Raw genomic sequence first — 22,767 nt, forward strand, 5'->3', positions numbered from 1 at the left:
TTACTCCTCCGGTCCGTCCGCGGCGCAGACCCGGTTGCGGCCCTCGGCCTTGGCCCGGTAGAGCTGCTCGTCGGCGCGCGCCACCACCCGCAGCGCGGAGCGGCGCGGCTGGCACTGCAGACTCGCCACCCCGAGGCTGGCGGTCACGTGATCCGCCACTTCGGACGCCGGGTGCGGAATGGCAAGCTCGGTGATGGCGACGCGCACCCGTTCCGCCACGGTGACTGCCTCCGCCAGCGCCGTATCCGGCAGGATGCAGGCGAATTCCTCGCCGCCGTACCGCGCCGCCAGATCGGCCGAGCGCGAGACGGTCGCGTCCAGTACCCGCGCCACCTCGCGCAGACAGTCATCGCCGCGCACATGACCGAGGGTGTCGTTGAACGGCTTGAAATAGTCGATGTCCAGCAGGATGATCGAGAGCTCCCCCCCGGAACGAGCCAGCCGGGCGTTCTCCCGCTCCAGGGTCTCCTCGAACTGGCGCCGGTTGGCGAGTCCCGTCAGGCCATCGGTGACCGCCATGCGGGTCAGCTGGTCGCGGGCCCGTTTCAGTTCGATCTGATGCTGCACCCGCAGCTTCACCACGGGGGGATTGATCGGCTTGTTCACATAGTCAACCGCGCCCAGTTCCAGCCCGCGCGCCTCGCCCTCGGTGTCCCCCACGCCGGTGATGAAGATAACGGGAATGCTCGCCGTAGCACGCTCCGATTTCAGCCACTCGCAGACCTGAAACCCGTCGGTGCCGGGCATCATCACGTCCAGCAGGATCACGTCAGGCCGAGCCGAGGCCGCCAGGTCCAGGGCCTTGTGTCCGTTGGTGGCGAACAGCACCTCGTGCTCGTCCTCGAAGATGCCGGCCAGCAGTTCGATGTTCGCCGGTTCGTCATCCACTACCAGGATGCGTGCCCGATGCGCGCTGTTCATGATTCCTCCCCGGCCTGCTCCAGCAGCCGATCCAGGGCGGCCAGGGCCTGCTCGAAATCGAGTTCCTCGATCCGGGCCTCCAGTTCCCGCACCGTGGCGTCATGCCCCCGACCGAGCAGCCCCTCCTGCAGGGCACGGAACTCGGACCGGGCGCGGAGATTGTTGCTCTCGATCAGGGCCCGCAACTCCTGCAGGGCCGGGACGGGCAGGGCTCCGCCCGTCGGGGCCACCGGCCCGGCGGAAGCGTCCTCCGGCGCACCACCCGTGGCCCCGTCGGCAGCGTCCAGGCTGCGGGCGGCCTCGATGGCGGGGGCCAGATGCGACTCTAGATCGGGCAGGCGAGCGCGGGCGGACTGCGTGTCGCCGCCGGCCAGCTCGATTTCGATCGCCTCGGCCGCATCCCGCACGGCACGCAGCTCCAGCGACCCGGCCACCCCCTTCAGGGAGTGCGCCAGGCGATTGGCGTCCTCGAGCTCACCCCGATCCAGCAGGCCGCGCAGTTCCGTCACCACATCACGGTAGCGCTCCTCGAGGCCGAGGATCATGCGCCGCAGCAGCGACGCCTTGCCGTTGCAGCGCGCCAGGGCCGCCGGCAGGTCGAACGGCGGCAGCTCGTCGGGCAATCCGTCCACTCCGCCACCGGCACTCGGCGCGGGGGCCGCGGTTTCCCCGGCGGCGCCATCCGTGACCGGCGCCGCCTCGGATGCCGCCGGCTCGCGGCCCTCCGTGGGTGCGCGGTCCATCCCGGGGGCCGTCCCGCCGGAGGCCGCATGACGCGCCACCCAGGTCGCCAGGGTCCGAGCCAGTGCCTCCGGGTCGATCGGCTTGGTCACGTGGTCGTTCATCCCCGCATCCAGGCTCTTCTCGCGATCCCCCGCCATCGCGTGCGCGGTCATCGCAATCACCGGGAGCCGGGCGAGCGCGGGGTCCTCCCGCAGCCGGCGGGTCGCGGTCAGGCCATCCATCTCCGGCATCTGGATGTCCATCAGGACCGCGTCGAACGCGTCGGCCCGCGCGACATCCACTGCCTCGCGGCCGTTCTCCACCGTGGTGACCTCGCAGCCCATGTCCTCCAGGAGTTCCACGGCGAGATCCCGGTTGATGGCGTTGTCTTCCGCCAGCAGGACGCGGACCCCGTCCAGCCGTGGCACTTCGTCGTCCGGCTCGGGTGCCGCCTCGCGCGGGGCCTGCTCGGCGTCATCCACCCGCAGAAGCTCGACCATGGTGTCGTGCAGCGTGGACTCGGTCACCGGTTTCAGCAGGATCCCGTCCACGGTCTCCTCCGCCTGCTGCAGAACCTCGTCGCGACTGAAGCCGGTCACCATCAGCACCGATGGCACCTGCCGCTTGCGGCCGGAATTGATATGGCGGGCGACCTCAAGGCCGTCCATGCCCGGCATGCGCCAGTCGGTCAGGACCATGTCGTATGCCAGGCCCTGCGCCGGCGCCCGCTCCAGTACCTGCAGCGCCTCGGGGCCGGAGGCGGCGGTATCCGCGTCGATACCGAGGTCGCGCAGCATGGCGGCCAGGGTTTCGCGCGCCGCGGCGGAATCGTCCACCACCAGTACGCGGTGGCCGCGCAGCGAGCGTGAGAAGGAAGCACATGCCGGTTGAGCCGGCTCGGTCTCGACCGCCAGACGCACGGTGAAGCTGAAGGTCGATCCCTGACCGGGCGTGCTTTCCACGCCGATCTCGCCGCCCATCATCTCGACCAGCTGGCGGCTGATCGCCAGCCCCAGTCCGGTCCCCTCCTGGCGCCGGGTGATCGAGGCATCCAGCTGGGTAAAGGAACGGAACAGCCGGCGCGCCTCTTCTTCGTTCATGCCCGGACCGGTATCGCGCACGGAGAACCGCAGCGTGGCATAGCCGTCGTCCACCGCCTCCGCGGAGACCTTCACCACCACCTCGCCCTGCTCGGTGAACTTGACCGCGTTGCCCACCAGGTTGGTCAGCACCTGCCCCAGACGCAGGGCATCCCCGCGCAGGTCCCGCGGGGTCCCCGGGGCGACGTGATGCACCAGTTCCAGGCCCTTCTCCTCGGCCCGGTGACCGACCACGTCGGTCACCCCGTTGAGCACGGAATCGAGGTGGAACGGGGCATCTTCCAGTTCGAGCTTGCCGGCCTCGATCTTGGAGAAATCGAGGATGTCGTTGATCAGGCCGAGCAGGCGCTGGGCCGCATTGTCGATCTTGTCCATGTACCCCCGCTGACGGGGGGTCAGTTCGGTCCGCCGGGCGAGGTGACTCATGCCGATGATCGCGTTCATCGGCGTGCGGATCTCGTGGCTCATGTTGGCCAGGAACTCGCTCTTCGCGCGGGTGGCGCTCTCCGCCTGCTCGCGTGCGAGCTTCATCTCGCTCTCCAGTTCCCGGCGCACCCGCACCAGCCGGTTGAGGATCAGCGCCGTGCCGCTTCCCACCAGGACCACGGCCACCACGGTCCACAGGGCGAACTGCCAGAGCAGATCGCGCAGCGGTTCGGTCACGGCCGAGCGATCCAGGCTCAGGACCTGGTACCAGTCCGTACCGGGAATGGGAGTGGCGTGCAGCAGGCGTTCTTCGCCATCCATCACCACCTCGCGCAGCTCACCCTCGTACGACGGGTCCAGCGGGTCGAAACCGCCGCCTTCCTCGATGGCATCCACCAGCGGCTGCAGCACCCGCGAGGAATCCGGGTGGGCAACCACCATGCCGTCCTCGTCGACCAGCACCATATGGCCGTCCCAGCGCAGATCCAGACCGGCCACGCTGGCAGCCACCTCCTGCAGGCCGATGTCCCCGGCCGCCACCCCGTGCAGCTCGCCGGTGTCGCGGTAGACCGGCGAGCCCATGGAGATGATCAGCCGGTCCTGCGCGGCATCTTCGAACGGCGCGGTGATATACAGACCATCGTTCAGCAGCGCGCCCTCGTACCAGGGTCGCGTACGCGGGTCGAAATCACCCGGCAGTGAAGCCTCGGGATCCGACATGATCATGCCGCCCTGCGCGTCACCGACATAGGTCAGATCGACCTCGCCCATGCGCTCGAACTGCTGCAGCACCGGACGCGGATCGCGCCCGACCGGCACCTCTTCGGCCAGCCCCTCGATCAGGCGCGCATTGGAGGAAAACCACTGGGATACGTAGAGTGCGGTGGACTCGGAAGTAGAGGTCACTTCCGAGCGCACCGCTTCGCGCGTCTCGCCCTCCAGCATCTGATACGCCACGGTCGCCAGCACTGCGCCCAGCAGCACGATGGCGGCCAGCACGAGCAGCAAAAGCCGGTAGTGGAAGGACTGGAAGGAGGCCTGGTCACGCTGAGTCATCGGCGGTTTCCCGGAGTAGGCATGCCACGCATGCGGGCACGGGATGATTCCCGCAAGACCCTAAGGGGTTCAGGCCTGTGGGCGCAAGCGCGCCGGAGGGGTCGGGTTATCCGGCCGGTTTGCGGAACGCCACCTGCTTCCAGTAACCGAACAGGCTGGCGGGTTCCACCGCCTCGGGCTCGCAGCCGGTCAGCTGCACGAAGTGGTCCAGCTCCATGTCCGGACGAAAGCCCACCGCCCGCGAAAGAGGCCGCAGGCTGCGTTCCACCCCGCGCAGCAGCCATTGCCGCGACGCGAAATGGTTGACCAGCAGGATCTGTCCGCCCGGGCGGCACACCCGCCACATCTCGGCGAACATGCGGTCGGGATTGGGGACCACGGACGCCACGTACATCCCGACCACCGCGTCGAAGCTGTCATCGCGGAAACCGAGAGCTTCGGCGTCCATCTCGGCCACCCCGCGCACCCCCGGCAGACCACCGTTGATGCGTTCCTGCGCGACCTGCAGCATCTCGCGCGACACGTCGATGCCGACCAGATCCACGCCGTCGGGGTACTCCGGAAACGAAATACCGGTTCCGACCCCGACCTCGAGGACCCGTTTGCCTTCCAGCGGCGCCAGGGTCTTCTGCGCGCTGTGCCGCCCGGTGGCGAACACCCGCCCGAAGGTCGCGTCGTAGTGCCGTGCGTAACGCCGGTAGCTCTTGCGTATGCTGACCAGATCCATGCCTGTCGTCCCCGAAGGAAACCGGGGCCCGGCCGGGGGCCGAACCCGCCGCCCCGTCCTCAGGCGTCTTCTTCGACCGCCTTCATGCTCAGACGGATGCGGCCCTGCTTGTCGACCTCCAGCACCCGCACGGTGACCGAGTCGCCCTCGGACAGGAAGTCGCTCACGTTCTCCACGCGCTCGTCGGAGATCTGCGAGATATGCACCAGACCGTCGCGGCCGGGCAGAATCGAGACAAAAGCGCCGAAGTCCATGATCTTGGCGACCTTGCCGGTGTACTGACGCCCCACCTCGATGTCGGCGGTCAACTCCTCGATGCGGCGCTTCGCCTCGTTGCCGGCGGCGGCATCGGTGGAAGCGATCTTGACCGTGCCGTCGTCACCGATGTCGATGGTGGTGCCGGTCTCCTCGGTCAGGGTACGGATGGTCGCGCCGCCCTTGCCGATCACGTCGCGGATCTTGTCCGGGTTGATCTTCAGGGTGATGAAGCGCGGTGCGTGTTCGGACATCTCCTGACGATGGGTGTCCAGCTCGGCGTTCATGCAGCCGAGGATGTGCAGCCGGCCTTCGCGCGCCTGCTCCAGCGCCTGTTCCATGATCTCGCGGGTGATCCCGTCGATCTTGATGTCCATCTGCAGCGCGGTCACGCCGTCCGAAGTCCCGGCGACCTTGAAGTCCATGTCGCCCAGGTGGTCCTCATCGCCGAGGATGTCGGAGAGCACGGCGAAGCGGTCGTCCTCCTTGATCAGGCCCATCGCGATGCCCGCGACCGGGGCCTTCAGCGGCACCCCGGCGTCCATCAGCGCCAGCGAGGTGCCGCACACCGAGGCCATGGAACTGGAGCCGTTCGACTCGGTGATCTCGGAGACCACGCGCACCACGTAGGGGAAGTCCTCGTCGCTCGGCATCACTGCGGCCACGCCGCGCTTGGCCAGCCGGCCGTGGCCGATCTCGCGACGCTTGGGCGAGCCAACGAAACCGGTCTCCCCGGTGCAGTACGGCGGGAAGTTGTAATGCAGCATGAAACGGTCGCGACGCTCGCCCTCGATCGCGTCGATCACCTGGGCGTCGCGGTCCGTGCCCAGGGTGGCCACCACCATCGCCTGGGTCTCGCCCCGGGTGAACAGCGCGGAGCCATGGGCCCGCGGCAGGATGCCGGTCTGCACATCGATCGGGCGCACGGTCTTCGTGTCGCGGCCGTCGATGCGCGGGTGGCCGTCCAGGATACGGTCACGCACGAGGCGATATTCCAGATCGTGCAGGGCCGTCTTGACCGCATCGGCATCGGGGCCGGATTCGTCGTCACTGGCCAGGGATTCGACCAGGCGGCTGCGCAGTTCGCTCAGGCGCTGGCTGCGGGTCTGCTTGTCGGCGATCTGGTAGATCTCGGTCAGCTCGTCGCGCGCGGCCGCGGCCACGCGTTCTTCCACCGAGGCCTCGCTCTCCGGCGCCTGCCAGTCCCAGGCCGGCTCGCCCGCCTCGGCCGCCAGTTCGTTGATCGCGCGGATCGCGGCCTGCATCTGTTCGTGGCCGTACATCACCGCGCCCAGCATGGTTTCCTCGGACAGCTCGCTGGCCTCCGACTCCACCATCAGGACCGCGTTCTCGGTCCCCGCCACGACCAGATTCAGCTCGGATTCCTCCAGCGCGCTGAAGCTCGGATTCAACTGATATTCGCCGGCGCGGTAGCCGACGCGGGCGGCGCCGATGGGGCCGCCGAACGGCACACCCGAGAGTGCCAGCGCCGCGGAAGCACCGAGCATCGCGGGGATGTCGGGATCCACTTCGGGATTGATCGAGACCACCGTCGCGATGACCTGGGTTTCGTTCTTGAAGCCTTCGGGAAACAGCGGACGAATCGGACGGTCGATCAGGCGCGAGGTCAGGGTTTCCTTCTCGCTCGGGCGCCCTTCACGCTTGAAGAACCCGCCCGGGATCTTGCCCGCAGCATAGGTCCGTTCCTGGTAGTTGACGGTCAGGGGGAAGAAGTCGCGCCCCGGGTCGGCCTCCTTGCGGGCGACCACGGTGACCAGGACCACGGTCTCGGCCATGTTGACCAGCACCGCGCCGCTGGCCTGGCGGGCAATATCTCCGGTTTCGAGCGTTACGGTGTGATTTCCGTACTGGAACGACTTCTTGTATGACACGTTTTTTCCCGTTTCCCTTTGAATCCCGATGCGGCCCGCCGACCGGCCGCCTTGCTGCAGCGGACGGCGGGCCCCGTAAAGTTCTTGCCGCAATCGATGCCCCGAACAGGGGCCCAAACAAACGGGCCCGCACCGGAGGCGCGGGCCCGAGGGGCGGGGCCTAGCGGCGCAGGCCCAGTTCCTTCACGATCGACTGATAGCGTTCGACGTCCTTGCGCTTGAGATAGGACAGCAGCTTGCGACGCTGGCTGACCATCTTCAGCAGGCCACGCCGGGAGTGGTGATCCTGCTTGTGCTTGTCGAAATGGCCCATCAGATGCTGGATGCGCGCCGTCAGGAGTGCAATCTGCACCTCGGGCGATCCGGTATCGTTGGCATCGCGCTTGTGCTTCTCGACGATGGCCGACTTCTCTTCGGTAGTGAGCGACATGTAAGGCTGACTCCTGATTCCTGAACCGTCTGTCTGAGTGGCCAGTGGCGCTGGCGAACAGGCGCGTATGTTAGCACGCGCTCAAGCAGCGTGAACAGCGAACGGGCCGACGGCCGCCGCGCGGGGGATTCTGGTATATTGTGAACTTAATCACTCCCCGACAGGGGCGGTCATGACCACGCAGGAAACCCGCCGACTCCAGGCCCGCATCCTGCTGCTGGCACTGGCGGTGCTGGTGCTGCTGGGCCTGATCGCGGCCAGCCTCACCGCCCATGCCTATTATCAGCAGGCGCGCGACCGCGCGGATCTGGCGCAGCAGGCCGCGCTTCAGCATCACGGGCAGGCGGTGGCGCAGTATTTCGACCGTCTGGAGGACATCGCGTGGCAGGTCGCCAGCCGCAGCCGCATCCGCGACGAACTGGCCGCCTACAATCGCGGCGCGACCGATCTCGAAGACCTGCAGGACTTCAGTCACGACAAGCTGGAAGATGCCCTGCGACCCTCCGGCGCGGCCGGCATCATCCGCCTGGATGCGGAAGGCCGCCAGGTACTGGCGGTGGGCGACGCCAACCCGGACCCGATCTACTGGCCGGACATCGATCCGGCAATGCGCGAAACCCGCATGCGGGACCACCTGGCCTGGGAGGGCCGGGCCTGGATCATGATCGCGGTGCCGATCCTCTCCCGCGAGGACGAGTGGCTGGGCGCCGACATCCTGGTGTTCCCCGCCGAAGCCATGGTCGGCGTGCTGGAGTCCGCCGCCGAGGGCGGCAAGGCCGCCTGGCTGGAGGGCCCGCAGGGAGTGGTGCTGCGGGTGGACGACATCACCTGGAGCCTGATGCCGACCGGCGCCGGGGACCCGGTGGCCCCGGCACTGCAGCAGGCCCGCGGAGGATCCCAGGCCCTGCAGCGCACGGACGGCGAGGTGGTCTTTGCGGTGCCGGTACGCCCGGGCTGGGGTCTGGCGATGGCCGTACCGGAGGAGCAACTCTACGCCGGCATGATGGCCCACCTGGCGCTGCCGGTCGGACTGGTACTGGGCATGGCATTGCTGTCGGGACTGGGGCTGATCGGCGTGATCCGGCCGCTGTCACGCCAGGTGGTGGCGCAGTCCGAGGCCCTGGAGCGCGCTTCCGAGGAGCAGGAGGACCTGCTGGAGTACGCCAGCGGCTTCGTCTATCGCTTCGACCGCTCGGGTCGCGCGCAGTACATCTCGCCGGGCGTGGAGCGGGTCCTCGGCCGCAGCATGGACCGCCTGCCGGAGGCCACCCTGCGCGCCCTGGTCGAACCCTTCCTGCCCTATCTCGAGGGCACCGCGGTGCCGATCGACGGCGGCAGCGACGCCGACCTGCCTCCGGCACGCGCCGAGGTCACCGACGTATCCGGCGAACGGGTGGTCCTGGAGCTCAACGCGCGGGTCCGCTATGACGGCGACCGGGTGGTGGACATCTTCGGCGTCGCCCGCGACGTGACCAGCCGCGAAGAAGCCCGGCGCCGGGTCAGTCATCTGGCCAACTACGATCCGCTCACCGACCTGCCCAACCGCACCCAGCTCGACGAGCGCCTGGCGCGCGCGATTGAACGCTGCCGACTCCACGACGAGCGCCTGGCGGTACTGTTCGTCGACCTGGACGGCTTCAAGTACGTGAACGACAGTCTGGGCCATCATCGCGGAGACGAGCTCCTGGAAGCGGTCGCCCGGCGCCTGCTGGGCGCCATCGACCGGCACTCCACCATTGCGCGCCATGGCGGCGACGAATTCGTGGTGCTGACCGAACACATCGCCACCGCGGAGGACGCCGCCAGCGTCGCACACGAGCTGCTGCGTGCACTGGAGTCGCCGTTCCACGTCGCCGGTCAGGAGCTGTTCATCGGCGCCAGCATCGGCATCAGCCTGTTCCCCGACGACGCCGCAACCCCGGACATGCTGATCCGCAACGCGGACTCGGCGATGTACCGGGCCAAGGCACGCGGACGCAACAACGTGCAGCTCTACACCGCCGACCTCACCGACGCCAGCCAGCGCCGGCTGGCGATCGAGGCCGGCCTGCGACGAGCCATCGAGGGCGACGAGCTGGAGGTCGTGTTCCAGCCCCAGTGGGACCTGCCCGGCGAGAGCCTGGCCGGTGCCGAAGCCCTGGTCCGCTGGCGCCATCCGGAGTTCGGCATGATCAGCCCGGCGGAATTCATCCCGGTGGCGGAAGAAAACGGCACCATCGGTCTGCTTGGCCGCTGGGTGCTGCGCGAGGCAGTACGCCGGGCCTGCGAATGGGGACCGGAGCGTCTGGGCCGGATCGGGGTCAATGTCTCCGGCCACCAGGTGCTGTTCGGCGACATCGTCACGGACGTGCGGTCGGTGCTCGCCGAGACCGGGCTGGACCCCCACAGGCTCGAGCTAGAGATCACCGAGGGCTTCGTCATGGACCACGCCGAGCGCGGCATCGCCACCCTGGAGGAACTGCGGTCAATGGGCGTACAGCTGGCGATCGACGACTTCGGTACCGGCTATTCGTCGCTCAGCTATCTCAAGCGCCTGCCGGTGCAACGGCTGAAGGTGGATGCCTCGTTCGTGCAGGGGGCGGACTGCGACCCCGCCGATGCCGCCCTCACCGCGTCCATCATCGCCATGGGTCACAAGCTGGGGCTGACGGTCATCGCCGAGGGCGTCGAGACCGCCACCCAGCGCGACCTGATCATTCGGGAGGGCTGCAACGAGGCCCAGGGGTATCTCCTCGCGCGGCCGATGTCGGCGGAGCAGCTGGCCGCGCTGATCGCGGACCCGGTGCCCGCGTATCGCCGCGAATGAGGTCGGTTGCAGCGGGCCTCAGCCGGTGACGAACAGACGCCGCGGGCGAATCGTGCCGTCCCCGGCCTCCAGCCCCACGCCGAGAAATTCGCCTGCGGGCCCGTGCAGGCGTACCAGGACCCCGCCCGCTTCCGGTTCGTCCGCAGCCGGCGAGACACCCGCGATGCGCTCGCTCACCGCTTCCGCTCCCGCCGGATTCCCGTGGCGCAGTGCCGCCGCTCCGGCGGCCCCCAGGTGGAGCTGCGGCCAGCCGGACAGGGCGGCCTCCGACGGCAGAAGACCGGCCTCGATCGCCGCTGCACCGCCCTCCTCGAAACGCTGCTCCAGGGCTTCCAGGGTCCACATGGCGTCGGCCGCGAAGGCCCCGTGGCCGGTGCGCCGCAGCTCTTCAACCGCCGCACCGCAGCCGAGGGCTTCCCCGATATCGGTCACCAGCGACCGGATATAGGTGCCCTTGCTGCAATGCACCTCCAGCCGCAGGCGATCATCCGCCAGCCGTTCGATATTCAGCGAATGGATCCGCACCGGCCGCGGCGGACGGTCCACTTCCACCCCTTCGCGCGCCAGCTCGTACAGCCGCCGGCCGTCCTTCTTCAGGGCCGAGACCATCGGGGGAACCTGCTCCAGATCGCCGGTGAAACCGCGTTCCAGTCGCGCCAGATCCTCGTCGGTGATCGCGGGGACCGGGGACTCGGCAAGGATTTCTCCGTCCATGTCCGCCGAGTCGGTCTCCACACCCAGCCGCGCGACAGCCACATAACGCTTGTCCGCGTCCAGCAGCCAGCCGGACACCTTGGTCGCCTGCCCGAAACACAGTGGAAGAAGCCCGGTCGCCCGTGGATCCAGGGCGCCGGTATGGCCCGCCTTGCGCGCCCCGAGGAGGTATTTCACCCGACCCAGCGCCTGGTTCGAACTGAGCCCCTGCGGCTTGTCGAGCAGCAGGATGCCGTCGACGTTGCGCCCCTTCCTGCGCGCCACGGCGAGTCGGTTTACCGGTCCTGCAGGACGTCGGGATCACCGGAGGCATCCGGGTCCCCGCCGCCTTCCGCTCCGGCCTCCGCATCACCGTCGCCGTGCCGCTCGCGATCCTCCGCAAGCGCCTGACTGATCAGCGAAGACATGCGCGCGCCGCGTTCGGGCGTGTCATCGTAGATGAACCGCAGTTGCGGGATGCTGCGCATGCGAATCCGGCTGCCCAGCGCCCGACGCAGGAAGCCGGCCGCGCTGTTGAGGCCCTGCTGCGCCTCGCGACCGCCCTCCTCGCCGCCCAGCCGGGTGAAATACACCCGGGCGTGGGCCAGATCCTTCGAGACCTCCACCCCCGAGATGGTCACCATGCCGACCCGCGGGTCCTTCACCTCGACGCGCACCAGTTCGGCGAGCTCGCGCTGGATCTGCTCGCCGACCCGGTCACTGCGCAGGAAGTCGCGGGGTCCGGGCATTACAGCGACCGCTGGACCTCGACGCGCTGGAAGACCTCGATCTGGTCCCCGGCCTTCACGTCGTTGTAGTTCTTCACCGCGATACCGCATTCGGTACCGGCCCGGACCTCGTTCACGTCGTCCTTGAAGCGGCGCAGGCTTTCCAGCTCGCCCTCGTACACCACCACGTTGTCACGCAGCACGCGGATCGGGTTGCCCCGCTTGACCGAACCCTCGACCACCAGGCAGCCGGCCACCTGGCCGAAGCTCGAGGCCTTGAACACCTCGCGCACCTCGGCCAGGCCCACGATTTCCTCGCGGGTCTCGGGCGCCAGCAGCCCGGACAGGGCCTGCTTCACGTCCTCGATGGCCTCGTAGATGACCGAGTAGTAGCGGACGTCGATCCCGTTTTCCTGCGCCACCCGCTTGGCGCCGGCATCGGCGCGCACGTTGAACGCGATCACGATGGCGTCCGAGGCCGTCGCCAGGTTGATGTCCGACTCGGAAATCCCGCCGACCCCGGTGGAGATCACCTTGACCCGGACCTCTTCGTTGGACAGCTTGACCAGCGATTCGCGCAACGCCTCGGCGGATCCCTGCACGTCGGCCTTGATCAGGATGTTGACCGTGCCGACGTCGCCTTCCTGCATCTGGTTGAAGATGTTTTCCAGCTTGGCCGCCTGCTGCGCCGCCAGCTTGCGCTCGCGCTGCTTCGCATCCCGATATTCGGCCGCTTCGCGGGCGGTCTTCTCGTCCGCGACCACCAGCATCTCGTCGCCGGCCTCGGGCACGCCTGACAGACCGAGGATCTCGACCGGCATCGACGGCCCGACTTCCTTCACCGCCGTGCCGGTATCGTCGAACATCGCCCGCACGCGGCCGTATTCCTTGCCGGTCAGCACGATGTCGCCGTGGTTCAGGCTGCCGGACTGCACCAGCACCGTGGCCACCGGGCCGCGGCCCTTGTCCAGCCGCGATTCGATTACCACACCGCGCGCCGGCCCCTCGTCCGGGGCCATCAGCTCCATCAGCTCCGCCTGCAGACCCAGGCCTTCCAGCAGCTCGTCGATGCCCTCCCCGGAATGCGCCGAGACCCGGATGAACTGGGTGTCGCCACCCCATTCCTCGGGGATCACCTCGTGCTGCGCGAGATCGTTGATCACCCGGTCGGCATCCGCCTCGGGCTTGTCGATCTTGTTGACCGCCACGACCATCGGCACACCGGCCGCCTTGGCGTGGTTGATGGCTTCAAGGGTCTGCGGCATCACGCCGTCATCCGCCGCCACCACCAGGATCACGATGTCCGTGGACTGCGCACCGCGCGCCCGCATCGCCGTAAACGCCGCATGCCCCGGGGTATCCAGGAAGGTCACCCCGTCATGCCCGTTCTCGACGTGGTAGGCACCGATGTGCTGGGTGATCCCGCCGGCTTCGCCGGAGGCCACGCGCGTCTTGCGAATATGGTCCAGCAGCGAGGTCTTGCCGTGGTCGACGTGGCCCATCACGGTCACCACCGGCGGACGCGCCTTGGGTTCGCCGGTCTGCTCCTGGGCCACCTCGATCTGGTCCTCGATCGTCTCTTCCTTGGCCGGCACCGCGGTATGGCCCATCTCCTCGACCACCAGCATCGCCGTTTCCTGATCGATGGACTGGTTGATGGTGGCCATCACGCCCATGCCCATCAGGGTCTTGATCAGTTGCGGTGCCTTGATCGCCATCGCCTGCGCCAGATCGGCCACGGTGATGGTCTCCGGCACTTCCACCTCGCGCACCACCGGTGCGGTCGGCTTGGCGAAGCCGTGCTTGCCGGCCACGGCCTGGGCCGCCTGCGACTGACCGGCACCCTTGCCCTTGTCACCCTTCTTGCGCCGACCGCGACGGTCGCCGGCGACATGCAGTTCCTTGCGGTCGTCCTTGCGGCCACCCTTGCGGCCCTTGCCGGACTTGGCGGGTTCCGCCGGCGCCGCGGCGGGCGCCGGTGCCTGGCGCTGCTGCGCGGCCTCGCGTTCCAGGCGCGCCTGTTCTTCCTTCTCGCGCTTCGCCTCCTGCTTCTCCTGCTCTTCCTGCTTGCGCTTCTGGCGCTCCTCGCGTTCGACCTCTTCCTGCTTGCGCGCCTCGACGGCCTTGCGCTGAGCTTCCCGCTCGGCTTCCAGCTGCATGGCCAGTTGCTGCGTACGGCTCAGCGGCTTCTTCGGAGCGGCCGGCGATTCTTCCGCGGCGGCGGCCGGTTCCTCGTCCGCCTCTTCCGCCTCGGATGACTCCGGTGCCTCGGCTGCGGCCGACTCCGCCGCTTCGGGCTCTTCTTCGACGTCCGCCGGTTCCTCCGCCGCGGCCTCGTCGACCGCCGGTTCAGGTTCCGGCTCCGGCGCCTCGGCCGCCACCGGTTCATCCGCCGGCGCTTCCGCCTCCGGCTCCGCGCCCGGCGCATCGCCGGCCGCGGCCTCCTCGGCTTCCGGAGTCACCGGCGATTCTGCATCGGGACGGGTCTCTTCCGGTGCCGCAGCGGCTTCGGATTCCACACCCTCGGCCGCCTCGGGGCGATCCTCCGGCGCCGGTGTTGCATCCGCCGGCTTGCGCTTGAGGGTGCGCTTCTTGCGCACCTCCACGTTAACCGTCTTGGTCTTGCCCTGGCCCGAGCTGACCTTCAGCGTCTGCGCCTGGGAACGCCGCCGCAGCGTCACACGGTCGCTCGACCCGCCCGCGGAACTCTGGCGCAGATGGTCCAGCAGCTGGCGCTTCTCGGCATCGGTGATGGGCGCCTCGGGCCCGGCCACCTCGACGCCCGCCTCCTTGAGCTGCTCCAGGAGACGATCGACGGGCTTGCCCACCGATTCCGCGAATTGCTGCACTGTCATTTGCGCCATGGCGCTACCTCCATTCCAGATTCTGTTCCGGCGTGCCGCTGCCCGACCACCGCCGCTGCGTCGCGGTCATTCCCCGGTTTCGAACCAGGGAGCGCGCGCGGTCATGATCAACTCGGACGCCTCCTGCTCGGAGATGCCCAGCATTTCCACCACATCATCGGCCGCCTGCTCGGCGAGATCCTCCATGGTGCACACGCCGCTCGCCGCCAGCCGATTGGCCAGAGCCACGGTCATGCCGTCCATGTTCAGCAGATCCTCGGCCGGCTCGCCACCGCCGCCGTCCTGCGCCGCGATCGCCCGCGTCAGCAGTGCATCGCTCGCCCGGTTGCGCAGTTCCGCGACCACGTCTTCGTCGAATTCCTCGATCGACAGAAGCTCCGCTTCTTCGACGTAGGCGACCTCGTCCAGGGTACTGAAGCCTTCCTGCACCAGGATCCCGGCCACTTCCTCGTCGACGTCCAGCGCCTCCATGAAGTAGGTCACCAGCTGCCGGGCCTCGGCCTCGCTCTTCTCCTCGGCCTGCTCCTCGGTCATCACGTTGAGCTCCCAGCCGGTCAGCTGCGAGGCCAGGCGAATGTTCTGCCCCCCGCGCCCGATCGCCAGGGAAAGCTTGTCCTCGGCCACCGCGATGTCCATCGACTGTTTCTCTTCGTCGACCACGATCGAGAGGACCTCCGCCGGTGACATCGCGTTGATCACGAACTGCGCCGGATTCTCGTCCCACACGATGATGTCGATGCGTTCGCCCGCGAGCTCGTTGGAGACCGACTGCACGCGCGAACCGCGCATGCCCACGCAGGCCCCCACCGGATCCAGCCGCGGGTCATTCGAGCGCACCGCGATCTTCGCCCGCATGCCCGGATCACGGGCCGCCCCGAGGATGTCGATGATCTCCTGCCCCACCTCCGGGACCTCGAGCTTGAACAGCTCGATGAGGAACTCCGGCGCGGTCCGGCTGAGGATCAGTTGCGGTCCGCGGGCATCCGGACGGATCTCCTTGAGATAACCGCGCAGGCGGTCATTGGTGCGTACCGTCTCGCGCGGGATCATGTGCTCGCGCGGGACCAGGGCCTCGGCGTTGTTACCCAGATCCACGTAGGTCCCGTTGCGGTCGGTACGCTTGACGATCCCCATCACCAGCGAACCGACCCGGTCCTCGTACTCCTCGACGACCTTCTGCCGCTCGGCATCGCGCACCTTCTGCACGATCACCTGCTTGGCGGTCTGCGCGGCGATGCGACCGAAATCCACGGCCTCGACCGGTTCCTCGATCACCTCGCCGATCTGAATCTCCGGGTATTTCTGCTGCGCGTAGGACAGCAGCATCTGATAGTCGGGAGACTCGAACTCGGGATCCTCGTCGTCCACCACCGTCCAGCGGCGATAGGCCTCGTAATCGCCGCTTTCGCGGTCGATGCTCACGCGCACATCCATGCGCCCACCGTGATACTTGCGCGTGGCCATCGCCAGGGCCGATTCCAGGGCCTCGAAGATAACGCCCTTCTCGACGCCCTTCTCGTTGGAAACGGCGTCGACGACCAGCAGGATCTCCTTGTTCATGTCATGCCTCTTCGCAGCCTCGACAGTCGCCTGTCGACATCAGGTTGTTCATGATTGCGTCCCCGGGTCTTCTTCCAGCACGCGCGCATTGTGAATCGCGGCCAGCGGCAGCTCGTAGGCCGTGCCATCGACCGCCACCTCGATCATGGTGTCGTCCGCGGACAGCAGCTGCCCGCGGTAGTTCCGCCGCCCGTGTTCCGGCCAGGTCAGACGTACCTTGACCGCACGACCGACGTAATCGCGGAACTGATCGGGAGTAAACAGGGGACGTTCGATGCCCGGACTGGACACCTCGAGCGTGTAGTCCGCGCGGATCGGCTCTTCCACATCGAGGACCGCGCTGACCTGCTCGCTGACGCGCGCACAGTCATCCACGGACACGCCGGTCGAACGATCAATATAGATGCGCAGCATCTGCGGCTTCGAACCCGCATGGTGTTCGATACCCCAGAGTTCACAACCCTGGCCTTCGACCACGGGTCCCAGTAGCGCCTTCAGTTGTTCAACCTGCTCGGACAAATGTCTGTCGACCTCGATTCCACTGCACCGGTGCACGGAGCCCGGAAACAAAAAAAGGGCGTTGAACGCCCCTTTACACCTTCCGTCATGGAAACAGGCTGCAGCTCGAAGCCTGTCGGCGCGCGGGAGCGCGGCCCCAAGAAAAAGGCCCCGCGAAGGGGCCCTTTCGAAAACTGGTAGCGGGGGCAGGATTTGAACCTGCGACCTTCGGGTTATGAGCCCGACGAGCTGCCAGACTGCTCCACCCCGCATCCGAGAAAACGTACTCTACCAAGCCGCGGGCCGGCTTGCAAGCCCCGATCGCAATCAGCGCGAACGGCGCGCCCGCTGACGCAGATGCGGGCGAAGATCATGCCGCCAGATGAACCCGGGGATCGCGAACACCGCAAACATCGACAGCCCGATCACGTAGAACTCCCAGCCCTGGGCATGAACACTGCCCGTCGCCTGATGCTCGAGACCCTTGCCGATCAGCCCCACCAGCAGGAACAGCACCAGCCATTCGAACACCCGGGTCCAGCCTCCCTTGCTCCCGCTCGCCGGGAGGAACATCAGTGCGATGCGATCGGTCAGCCACGGCAGGTTGGCGGCGACGAACGCAAACGCCACAAACCCCCAGACCAGGACTTCAAACGGGACCAGTTGATTCAAGACATCCTCCGGGTCGGATCAGCCAGCGATGGCGTAGTGGGTAACGGACAGCAGAAGGCCCGGAAAAATTCCCAGCAGCAGCACCGCCAGTCCGTTGACGCTCAGCGCCGTGGCCAGCGCGCCCGACGGCTGCACCGGTTCGCTGGCTTCCTCCTTCGGTTCGTCGAAGAACATGATCTTCACCACCCGCAGGTAATAGAACGCCCCGATGATGCTGAAGATCACCGCCAGCACACCCAGCCAGACCAGGCCCGCACCCACGGCTGCCTGAATCACGGCCAGCTTGGCATAGAAACCGACGGTCGGGGGAACCCCGGCCATGGAGAACAGCAGCAGGAGCATGATGAACGCGAACCACGGGTTGCGTTTCGCCAGCCCGGCGAAGTCGTCCAGGCGATCGGCCTCGTAACCCCGGCGCGACAGGAACACGATCATGCCGAACCCGCCGGCCGCGGTAAGCGCATACACGATCACGTAGAACATCGCCGAGGCGTAGCCCGAGTCGGTTCCCGCGAGGATCCCCATGAACAGGAAGCCGACATGCGCGATGGTCGAATACGCGAACATGCGCTTGATGCTGGTCTGCGCGATCGCAATCACGTTGCCCACCGCCAGCGACAGCACGGTCAGGATGATGAGCATGCCCTGCCAGTCCGCGTGCATCGGTCCCATGCCCTCGACCAGCAGCCGCATCAGGAACGCGAAGGCCGCGATCTTCGGCGCGGTCGCGATGAACAGCGTCACCGCCGTCGGCGCCCCGTCATAGACGTCGGGCACCCACATGTGGAACGGCACCGCCCCCAGCTTGAACGCGATCGCCACCACCAGGAACACCAGACCGAACACCAGCGGGACGTTCAGGGCCTCGTCGGCCGTCGTCAGTTCGGAGGCGATCACGGCGATATCCAGCGAGCCGGTCATGCCGTAGATCATGGACATGCCGTACAACAGCAGCCCGGACGCCAGCGCCCCCAGCACGAAGTACTTCATCGCGGCTTCGCTGGCCCGGGTGTTGTCGCGCCAGAACGCCACCAGCGCATACGAGGACAGCGACAGCAGTTCCAGGCCCAGGTACAGGGTCAGCAGATTGTGGCCCGAGATCATGATCATCATCCCCAGGACCGCGAACAGCCCGAGGATGTAGAACTCCCCCTTGTGGATGTCGCGCGCCATCAGATACGGCCGCGAGTAGAGGAAGACGAAGAAGCTCGTGACGTACACCGCCAGCTTCAGCACGTCGCTCATCGGGTCCTTGATGAAGCTGTCGCTGAAGGTCAGCACCACTTCCGGGCCCGCCAGCCACAGCGTCAGAACCGCGGCACCCGCGAGCGTGGCCTGCACCAGGCCGTAGGTGATGTCGCGGCGCGAATCCGGCAGGAACGCATCCAGTATCAGGATGAAGCACGCCATCCCGAGGACGAACATCTCGGGAACGGCGGGCAGAAAGGCAGGAATCTCGAAATTCATGTCAGGCGTCCGTTCAGAGCTTCGAGTGCGCGATATGCGCCACGAGGTTGTCGATGGTCGCGTTCATCACTTCCAGCAGCGGCGCCGGCCACACGCCCAGCAACAGCGTGAAGAACGCCAGCAGCCCCATCAGGAAGAATTCGCGCCGGTTCATGTCGGACAGGCCGGCCACGTTCTCGTTGGCCACGGTGCCGAAGATCACGCGCTTGACCAGCCACAGGGTGTAGCCGGCGGCCAGGATGAGCGTCGTCGCGGCCAGGAAGGCGATCCAGAAATCGGCCTTGAAGGCGGCCAGGATCACCATGAACTCGCCCACGAAGCCCGATGTGCCCGGCAGGCCCGTATTCGCCATTGCGAACAGCACGAAGAACGCAGCGAACCACGGCATGGTGTTCACCACGCCACCGTAATCCGCGATCTGCCGACTGTGCAGGCGGTCGTACAGAACACCCACCGCAAGGAACATCGCCGCGGAGATGAAGCCGTGCGAGATCATCTGCACCATGCCACCGGCGATACCCAGCGACGCGCCCTGCCAGTCGCCGGTGTTGGAGTAGATGTAGAACGCCAGGAAGAAGCCCAGGGTCACGAAGCCCATGTGGGCGATCGACGAGTACGCGATCAGCTTCTTCATGTCGCTCTGGATCAGTGCCACCACCCCGATGTACACCACGGCGATCAGCGACAGCACGATCATCAGCGTGTCCAGCACCGCCGACGCATCCGGAGTGATCGGCAGCGAGAAGCGCAGGAAGCCGTAGCCGCCGATCTTCAGCATGATGGCCGCCAGGATCACCGAACCCCCCGTCGGCGCCTCGACGTGCGCATCCGGCAGCCAGGTATGCACCGGGAACATCGGGATCTTGACCGCAAACGCCAGGAAGAACGCGAGGAAGATCAGTATCTGCGCGGTCATCCCGATCTGCAGCGCATGGAAGTCCTGGATCAGGAAGCTGCCGGACTGGATGTACATCCAGATCAGTGCGACCAGCATGAACACCGACCCGAGGAAGGTGTAGAGGAAGAACTTGATCGTCGCGTACACGCGGCGCGGCCCGCCCCAGATCCCGATGACAAGGAACATGGGGATCAGCATCGCCTCGAAGAACACGTAGAACAGCACCGCGTCCATCGCCGCGAACATGCCGATCATCAGTCCTTCCATGACCAGCATCGCGGCGAGGTAGTAGGCGATACGATCCTTCACCGACTCCCATGCGGCGATGACCACGACCACCGTGATCAGCGTGGTCAGGAGGATCAGGGGCATGGAGATGCCGTCGACCCCGAGGTGATAGTTCACGTTGAACGCCGGGATCCAGGAGGCCACCTCCTGGAACTGCATCTCCGCGGTGCCGCGCTCGAACATGAACCACAGCGGCAGGCTTGCCACGAAAGTGGCCACGGCCACGCTGAGGCCCAGGCGCCGGGCCACCACCGGCGCGTCACGCCCGGCGGCAAGCGTCAGGAAGCCACCGAGGATCGGCAGCCAGATCAACAGACTCAGAATGGGCCAGTCAGCAAACATGGTCGTTCCTTGAAACAGCGGTGGGCTTCGCAGCGGTCATCGTCGAAACCCCTCAGATCACGTAGGCGAACATCAGGACCAGCAGCCCGATGATCATCACGAATGCATAGTGATAGAGGAAGCCGGTCTGCACATGGCGCACCCGGGCCGACACCCAGCCCACCGAACGCGCGGCGCCGTTGACCAGCCAGCCGTCAATGATCATCGCGTCGCCATAGCGCCACAGCCAGCGCCCGAGGCGCCGCGTGCCACCGGCGAAGAACCAGTCGTTGAAGCGGTCAAACCCGTACTTGTCCTCGAGGATGCGCACGCCCGGCCGCAGACGGTCGGCGATCACGGCCGGCAGATCCGGCCGTTTGATGTAGAGGTACCAGGCGGTCGCCAGTCCCGCCATCGCGAACCAGAACGCCGGCGCCACGAGCCCGTGCAGCACGAACCCGAACACTCCGGTATAGCTCTCGCCCTTCTGCGCCAGCACGTCCTTCGCCTCGCTGACGAAGATCGAATTGGCGAAGAAATCGCCAAACAGCATCGGGCCGATGAAGTAGCCGGCCACCACCGACGGGATCGCCAGCAGGATCAGCGGCAGGGTGACCACCCACGGGGTCTCGTGCGGATGCGGCGTGCCATGGTGATGGTGGTCCTCGCCATCCCCGTGGTCGGGCATGTAGTGATGCGCCTGGTCGTAGCGTTCCTCCCCGTGGAACACCATGAAGAACATGCGGAAGGTGTACAGCGCGGTCACGAACACGCCCAGCAGCACCATCCAGTAGGCAAAGGTCGCCCCCGGGATCTCCGAATACCCGACCGCCTCGATGATCGCGTCCTTGGAGAAGAACCCGGAGAAGAACGGGAACCCGATCAGCGCCAGGGAACCGATGAGCGCGGTCACGTAGGTGATCGGCATATGCCGGCGCAACCCGCCCATCGCGCGCATGTCCTGCAGGTGGTGCATCGCGATGATCACCGAGCCGGCGGCCAGGAACAGCAGCGCCTTGAAGAACGCGTGGGTCATCAGATGGAACACGCCGGCGGCGTAGGCCGAGGCCCCCAGGGCCACGGTCATGTATCCGAGCTGCGACAGCGTGGAATACGCGACCACGCGCTTGATGTCGTTCTGCACCAGGCCGATCAGACCCATGAAGAACGCGGTGATCGCGCCGATGATCAGGATGAACGACAGGGCCGGCACCGAGAACTCGTACAGCGGCGACATGCGCGCCACCATGAAGATGCCTGCGGTCACCATGGTCGCCGCGTGGATCAGCGCCGAGATCGGCGTCGGGCCTTCCATCGAATCCGGCAGCCACACGTGCAGCGGCACCTGGGCGGATTTACCCATCGCACCGATGAACAGGAAGATCAGCGCCAGATCCAGCAGGCCGAAGGTCCAGCCCGGCCAGATGGTGATGGTCGCCTCGCTCATCGCCTGGCCTTCGGCGAAGACCTCGCTGTAGTTCAGGCTGCCGGTGTAGAACACCAGCGCCGCAATCCCGATCAGGAAACCGAAGTCGCCCACGCGGTTCACGATGAACGCCTTCATGTTCGCGTAGATCGCGGTCGGGCGCTTGTACCAGAAGCCGATCAGGAGGTAGGAGACCAGCCCCACGGCCTCCCAGCCGAAAAACAGCTGCATGAAGTTGTTCGCCATCACCAGCATCAGCATGGAAAAGGTGAACAGCGAGATATACGCGAAGAACCGCTGGTAGCCCGGGTCGTCCTGCATGTAGCCAATGGTGTAGATGTGCACCATCAGCGACACGAAGGTCACGACCAGCATCATCATCGCGGTCAGGTTATCGACCAGGAATCCGACCTCGAAACGGATGCCGTCCGAAACCAGCCAGGTGTACACCGACTCGTTGTACACCCCCGCTCCGCCAAATACGTGCTGATAGAACACCACCACGGACAGGAGGAACGAGATGGCCACCCCGGCGATGGTCACGCTGTGCGCGCCCACCCGGCCGATCTGACGCCCGAACAGGCCGGCGACGATCGCGCCCGCCAGTGGCGCCAGGACAATAAGGAGATAGATCGTATCCATGGCCCGTTATCCTTTCATTTCGTCCAGATCCTGGACGTTGATCGTTCCGCGGTTACGGAACAGCAACACCAGGATGGCCAGCCCGATCGCGGCCTCGGCCGCGGCGACGGTGAGGATGAAGAACACGAAGACCTGCCCGGCCAGATCCTGCAGGAAGAACGAGAAGGCAATGAAGTTGATGTTCACCGCCAGCAGCATCAGCTCGATGCACATCAGCAGCACGATCACGTTCTTTCGGTTCAGGAAGATCCCGGCCACGCTGATCGAAAACAGCAGCGCGGCCAGCACCAGGTAGTGCTCTAGCGTAATCATTGTCTGGCCCTGAATTCCTTTGGGGGACGGACAAGCCCGCCCCGCGGTGGTTAGGCACCGGC

The 22,767-nt window shown here is 66.7% G+C and carries 16 protein-coding genes and 1 tRNA gene; 1 reads left to right on the forward strand and 16 read right to left on the reverse strand.

What is annotated here, in order from left to right; translation table 11 throughout:
• From C998_RS0105905 to rpsO, 5 genes are all read right to left on the reverse strand, one after another.
• A complete protein-coding gene (locus C998_RS0105905; RefSeq protein ID WP_018869938.1) occupies window positions 1–921 on the reverse strand; it encodes a diguanylate cyclase in 921 nt (306 codons plus the stop codon).
• Window positions 918–4,226 (reverse strand): response regulator, encoded by a 3,309-nt coding sequence (locus C998_RS0105910; protein ID WP_018869939.1) that lies wholly within the window; start codon window positions 4,224–4,226, stop codon window positions 918–920. Before C998_RS0105910 ends, C998_RS0105905 begins: the two co-directional genes overlap by 4 nt.
• A 106-nt stretch (window positions 4,227–4,332) precedes the next feature.
• Complete coding sequence (locus C998_RS0105915; RefSeq protein ID WP_018869940.1) at window positions 4,333–4,953, reverse strand: class I SAM-dependent methyltransferase; 621 nt, start codon at window positions 4,951–4,953, stop codon at window positions 4,333–4,335.
• A gap of 59 nt (window positions 4,954–5,012) precedes the next feature.
• Window positions 5,013–7,100 (reverse strand): polyribonucleotide nucleotidyltransferase, encoded by a 2,088-nt coding sequence (gene pnp, locus C998_RS0105920; RefSeq protein ID WP_018869941.1) that lies wholly within the window; start codon window positions 7,098–7,100, stop codon window positions 5,013–5,015.
• Between the two features lie 160 nt (window positions 7,101–7,260).
• Window positions 7,261–7,530 carry a 30S ribosomal protein S15 gene (gene rpsO / locus C998_RS0105925; protein WP_018869942.1) on the reverse strand — a complete coding sequence of 90 codons (270 nt, stop codon included), beginning with the start codon at window positions 7,528–7,530 and terminating at the stop codon, window positions 7,261–7,263.
• A 172-nt stretch (window positions 7,531–7,702) separates the two neighbouring features.
• On the opposite strand from rpsO, the gene C998_RS0105930 reads away from it, so the two are divergent.
• A complete protein-coding gene (locus tag C998_RS0105930; RefSeq protein ID WP_018869943.1) occupies window positions 7,703–10,336 on the forward strand; it encodes an EAL domain-containing protein in 2,634 nt (877 codons plus the stop codon).
• A gap of 18 nt (window positions 10,337–10,354) precedes the next feature.
• Here C998_RS0105930 and truB read toward each other — a convergent pair whose 3' ends face one another.
• The 11 genes from truB to nuoK all read right to left on the reverse strand — a co-directional run bounded on the left by truB (window position 10,355) and on the right by nuoK (window position 22,705).
• Window positions 10,355–11,314, reverse strand: coding sequence for a tRNA pseudouridine(55) synthase TruB (gene truB, locus C998_RS0105935; protein WP_018869944.1), 960 nt, complete (start codon window positions 11,312–11,314; stop codon window positions 10,355–10,357).
• An 11-nt stretch (window positions 11,315–11,325) separates the two neighbouring features.
• On the reverse strand, window positions 11,326–11,778 hold the full coding sequence (rbfA, locus tag C998_RS0105940) for a 30S ribosome-binding factor RbfA (protein ID WP_018869945.1): 453 nt from the start codon (window positions 11,776–11,778) through the stop codon (window positions 11,326–11,328).
• Window positions 11,778–14,621, reverse strand: coding sequence for a translation initiation factor IF-2 (gene infB, locus C998_RS0105945; protein WP_018869946.1), 2,844 nt, complete (start codon window positions 14,619–14,621; stop codon window positions 11,778–11,780). Before infB ends, rbfA begins: the two co-directional genes overlap by 1 nt.
• Window positions 14,622–14,687: 66 nt before the next feature.
• Window positions 14,688–16,181, reverse strand: coding sequence for a transcription termination factor NusA (gene nusA / locus C998_RS0105950; protein ID WP_018869947.1), 1,494 nt, complete (start codon window positions 16,179–16,181; stop codon window positions 14,688–14,690).
• Window positions 16,182–16,229: 48 nt separating this feature from the next.
• Window positions 16,230–16,700 (reverse strand): ribosome maturation factor RimP, encoded by a 471-nt coding sequence (rimP, locus tag C998_RS0105955; protein WP_018869948.1) that lies wholly within the window; start codon window positions 16,698–16,700, stop codon window positions 16,230–16,232.
• Between the two features lie 174 nt (window positions 16,701–16,874).
• A tRNA-Met gene (locus C998_RS0105960) sits at window positions 16,875–16,951 on the reverse strand.
• Window positions 16,952–17,006: 55 nt separating this feature from the next.
• Window positions 17,007–17,351: a DUF2818 family protein gene (locus tag C998_RS0105965; RefSeq protein ID WP_018869949.1), complete on the reverse strand. Its 345-nt coding sequence runs from the start codon at window positions 17,349–17,351 to the stop codon at window positions 17,007–17,009.
• A gap of 18 nt (window positions 17,352–17,369) precedes the next feature.
• Window positions 17,370–18,818, reverse strand: a complete 1,449-nt coding sequence (gene nuoN, locus C998_RS0105970; RefSeq protein ID WP_018869950.1) for an NADH-quinone oxidoreductase subunit NuoN — start codon at window positions 18,816–18,818, stop codon at window positions 17,370–17,372.
• A 13-nt stretch (window positions 18,819–18,831) separates the two neighbouring features.
• Window positions 18,832–20,346: an NADH-quinone oxidoreductase subunit M gene (locus C998_RS0105975; protein WP_018869951.1), complete on the reverse strand. Its 1,515-nt coding sequence runs from the start codon at window positions 20,344–20,346 to the stop codon at window positions 18,832–18,834.
• A gap of 52 nt (window positions 20,347–20,398) precedes the next feature.
• Entirely contained in the window at window positions 20,399–22,393 is a 1,995-nt protein-coding gene (gene nuoL, locus C998_RS0105980) for an NADH-quinone oxidoreductase subunit L (protein ID WP_018869952.1), read from the reverse strand.
• A gap of 6 nt (window positions 22,394–22,399) precedes the next feature.
• Entirely contained in the window at window positions 22,400–22,705 is a 306-nt protein-coding gene (gene nuoK / locus C998_RS0105985) for an NADH-quinone oxidoreductase subunit NuoK (RefSeq protein ID WP_018869953.1), read from the reverse strand.
• Window positions 22,706–22,767: the final 62 nt, after the last annotated feature.

Source organism: Thioalkalivibrio sp. ALgr3, assembly GCF_000377325.1.
Classification (GTDB): Bacteria; Pseudomonadota; Gammaproteobacteria; order Ectothiorhodospirales; family Ectothiorhodospiraceae; genus Thioalkalivibrio.